The organism is Tychonema sp. LEGE 07196, assembly GCF_963890365.1.
Lineage (GTDB): Bacteria > Cyanobacteriota > Cyanobacteriia > Cyanobacteriales > Microcoleaceae > Microcoleus.
Map to the genome: position 1 here is coordinate 1 of NZ_CAWPRX010000191.1, position 4,415 is coordinate 4,415.

Consider the following 4,415-nt stretch of genomic DNA (forward strand, 5'->3'; position numbering starts at 1 on the left):
CTCCCACTCTCCCCCTATTACCATGATCAAAGACCCAGATAAAGACTTTATTTCCGTCAACAAAATTCTCGGCAAACAAGCCAGCATCGGCATCATTCCAGCGGAACAGCTAATTCCCTGGATGCTAATCACTGTAATTTCCTACATCCTCACCAACGGCCTATTCAGCTTAGGAATGCCTTGGTTTTTCATCACTGCTTTCTGGCTAATTGTAAGCTGGTGGCTCCTGACAGGTAACAAACCTCACCTTTTTGTAGACAGGTTTAGACCTCCGCCGGGGAATGAGTGGTACAACGGCAATCTTTTATACCTTTCTCCCGTTCCCGAACACCGACCAAACCCGATTCGCCACCGAATCAGCGATTCACAAGTCCGAGTCAAACTTAAACCCAAAGTTGCTCCCACTCAACAAGGAGATAACAGCCGACTTATGCCCTTCCAAAACTACCAAAACCTCCTGTGTTTAGTCACTATCAAAAAGGATGGTCGAGAAGTTTCTGGTTACTTACTGAATGAAGGCAGTCAATACCAAATTGTATTCGGATTCGAGACGGCTGGCTTTCACAACATTCTCTACCGCCATGAAGTAAACAATGCAGCCACCGCCTTAGAAGAAGGGCTAAAAGACATTCCCCCAGGCGAAAAAATGACCTTTCACACCGGCTGCTACAGCAGCGATTGCGTTCGTCAGCAACAGTTAACTGAATTGGCTGACAACTGTCACCTCAAACCCATTTCTGTACTCGTTCGTAACGAACAGAAACGCATTCAAGAACTCAACTTAGCGGGTACCCGACAACTGTGGAACCAAACTATTTTCTGCACTTGGACATTCAACGCTCAATCTGGCTCCAAATCCAACGACCCTCTGAGTAAATTCATCAATGGAATTATCAACACAGCCAACAGCATTGCTGCACAATTTACAGGCAACCAGCGCATCTACTCTGAACGCTTTTACAAACAACTGCTGCTCGACGCTTTCGAGCAAGGCTACATCCGGTGGGAACTCTTGCTAAACACCAAAATCGGACTGGAAATTCAACCCATGAATGCCCAAGCATTGTGGGGATGGCTGTGGCAAAAATTCAACAGCGCACCCGTACCCCCTATCCCCCAACTTCTCACCTTAAAAGAAACCGCCTCCGACTACAAACTAACCGAAACCCTCAACAGTCACAAACACGCCTGCACCATTTTAATTGAAGGTATGAGCGGCCGTTCGAGCTGCCCGGAACACAGAAAAGCTAGCTCACGCATTTTGCTTCCCGGCAGAAACGCAGAATGCGGCGTGCTAACAATGGAAGAGGGCCCCGGCGGCTGGCTCAATACCAGAGAGCAACTGCAATGGCTCTGGAAAATTATGAGCAACAGCTACGTCCGCGATACTGAAGCCGTTGTCGAAATTAGCGCCGCTCCCAACTTTATTATTCAAGACAACTTAGCAAGGCAAGCTAAACAATCTAAAAGTGCCAAAAAACGCGCTTTAGAAAAAGGTCAAGGTCGCGATGTAGGAGCAGAAGTCAAACAGGAAGAATCCTTTGAAGCCCAGAAAAAAATGTACAAAGGTGCAAGAGCAATTCACGCTGCTGTCACCTTCCTAGTCTACCGACCAACCCCAGAGCAACTAACACACGCTTGCCAAATGCTCTCCCACAGCTTCGGCTCTGCCAAAGTATTAAGAGAGCGCAACATTGCTTGGCAAATTTGGTTAGAAACTTTGCCCATTACTGTAAGCTGGCTGTTGCACAGCAGTTCGCTAATTAACGAACGCCGCCTCACCTTAGACACCGAAACTGTCCCCGGTATTTTGCCCTTAACTGCTGTAAGGGACATCGACTCAAAAGGAGTTGAATTCATCACCAAAGGCGGCAAACCCGTGTACGTTGACCTCATGCACAACCAAACCAGCCGCGCTGTCATAACAGGCGAGTCGGGTTCCGGTAAAAGTGTTTTGGGATGGCGATTTGCAGCCGATGCAATAGCCGCTAATATCCCAGTAGTCGGTATGGACATCTCAGCAGGAAGCGGCAGTACCTTTGAGACAGCAGTGAAACTGTTAGGCGACGACGGTGCGTACTACGACATCACCTCTGGCAGCTCGAATCTACTCGAAATACCCGATTTGAGGCGTTTTGACAGAGAAGAGCGATCGCGCCGACTAGACCAATGGAAAGAGTTTATCAGAAAAGCGCTGACTATTATCAGCATGGGTAAAGTCCGCGACCCAAAATTAGCGCAGCGAGTCGATGCCATTTTGCTGCTAACTCTGAAAAAATTTCTGGAAGACCCAGACATTATCGAGCGCTACAATACTGCCTTTGAAAAAGGCTGGAAATCGACCGCGTGGCAAGAAATGCCAACCCTCACAAACCTTCTGAAATTCTGCACAAAAGAGCAACTAAACCTACAAAACTTTACCGACTTCGACCGCATTGCCATCAACCAAATTATCACTCAATGCAACGCATTACTAGCGTCACCTTTAGGGAAAGCAATTGGCAGACCGAGTACATTTTCACCCGAACCCGCTGTTAAGTTTTTTGCCCTTAGCGGTCTGGGCAACGAACAAGACCAGTATTTAATGGCCATTAACGCCCACGCTGCTTGCATTCGCAACGCACTTTCTCACCCTAAAAGCTTATTTATCGGAGACGAACTTTCGATTTTGTTTAAAAAAGACGGATTTGCTGAAGTAGTAGGCGAACTCTGTGCAGTGGGTAGAAAGAATGGCATTTCAGTGCTCTTGCTATCCCAAGATATCGACAGTATTTGCGATTGTAGTGCGGGAACTATGATTATGCAAAACATGGTGTATCGAATTACCGGAAGATTGACATCAAACGGAGCCACTTCTTGGATCAAAAATTTGGGATATCCGGCTGAAATTATTAGCCAAAATGCCACAGAAGCTTTCCTTCCCAGAGCTGCCGACCTTTATTCCAATTGGCTAATTGAAAAAGGAGGTCGTTTCTGGCAAAGCCGATACTATCCAGGCGAAATGATATTAGCAAGTGTGGCTAACAATCAAGCTGAATTGATGGCTCGCGCACGAGTGATGGCTCAATATCCCAATACGTTAAAAGGGCAACTGCTAGCACTCAAACAATTTGCCTCTGAATATGTACAAGCCGTTAAAGAAGGGCGTTCATTAACCCATATTGGCAAGAATGCAGTCACTGATATCAATGGACACAAATCCCCTCAAGACCTTATTGCTAGCTAGACGGAGAAAAACCGATGAAATCACCGAAATTTCTTGTTAAACTTGCCCTCGGCATTCCTGCAATTTGGCTGAGCTTAATACTAAATTCTGTTGAAGCAAAAGCTCAAACCTCTGACAGCAATCCGACTGCAACACAGCTTCCCACCTCAAACAATCCATCGGGCAGCACTTTCAACCGCTCCAGCTTCACAGTTCCCAATCAACAAATAGAAAGCCAAATCCAACAATCAGCTAATAACTTCTTGAGCAACCAGAAAGAAATAGGAGGTATAGAAAACACAATTAGCGACATAACAGGCGAAATTTCCGATACCATCTCCACCATCTCCGACAGCATCTCAGGCATCTGGGACAATTTGTTAAATAAAGTCGAAAAATTTAGCAGTGAAATAGAGTCAACCCTCTCTTCATTCCTGGGAGAATTGAAAGTTCCAGACCTAAAAGAAGCAGTTAAAAGCATAATGGACGGCAACACCTCCGAAAGCGAAGGGACAAAACTATCCGCTGCTTTAGAGAAGAGACCGCAAGATTCTTACAGCCTCAAAGAGAATACCGCAGAACTCGCAGAAAGAGAAAGTGCTGTCAGTGAAGCCAATAAAGCCACTCTCAGTAAAGAAGCTCAACAAAAGCAAGCTCAGATGAAAGAAATTGTCCAGCAGAACGTAGAGCAAACTGATCGCGAGAGCCAAAATTCAATGGAATTGGGTGCTGATTCAGAAGGTCAAGATGTCACACAGAACATTATGAGAAACATATCTCAACAAAGTGCGATCGCAGCTAAGCAAGCAGCCTTATCAGCAGAAAATCAAAGTGCCTTAGTCATGCAGGGCCAGCAAGCTCAAATTGACCGCAGTCTTGCCAACATTCTCAACGCTCAACAAGCTGAAGAACTCAACGAAATTAACACAGCCCAGAGACGGCAGGATGCTGCGGCTGCTACAGCTTCTTCTACTCAAGCCGGACTTTTTCAAATGCCGGGAGGCATCACCCTGGGTGAATAAGGGGAAGGGGAAGGGGAAGGGGAAGGAAGAATAAATTTTCTACTTTTGAGTTGAACCTTCTTCTGTCACTTATCAAATGGTAAATAATCAGCCCCCAAATGTAGAAAATGAGGATTTTCCCCAAGTTTTTCAACCCTTCCCCTCCCCCTTGCTCAACTCCGAAACTACCACTAATTAGTAGCGAGCAA

Annotated in this window: 2 protein-coding genes; both read left to right on the forward strand. The window is 46.0% G+C overall.

The genetic code is table 11. The annotated features are described in order from the left end of the window. Positions 1-3,226 (forward strand): hypothetical protein (locus AACV78_RS22725; RefSeq protein WP_339383777.1); only part of this gene is annotated, 3,226 nt, incomplete at its 5' end. A gap of 14 nt (positions 3,227-3,240) precedes the next feature. Further along, positions 3,241-4,227, forward strand: coding sequence for a hypothetical protein (locus AACV78_RS22730; protein WP_194013072.1), 987 nt, complete (start codon positions 3,241-3,243; stop codon positions 4,225-4,227). Positions 4,228-4,415: the final 188 nt, after the last annotated feature.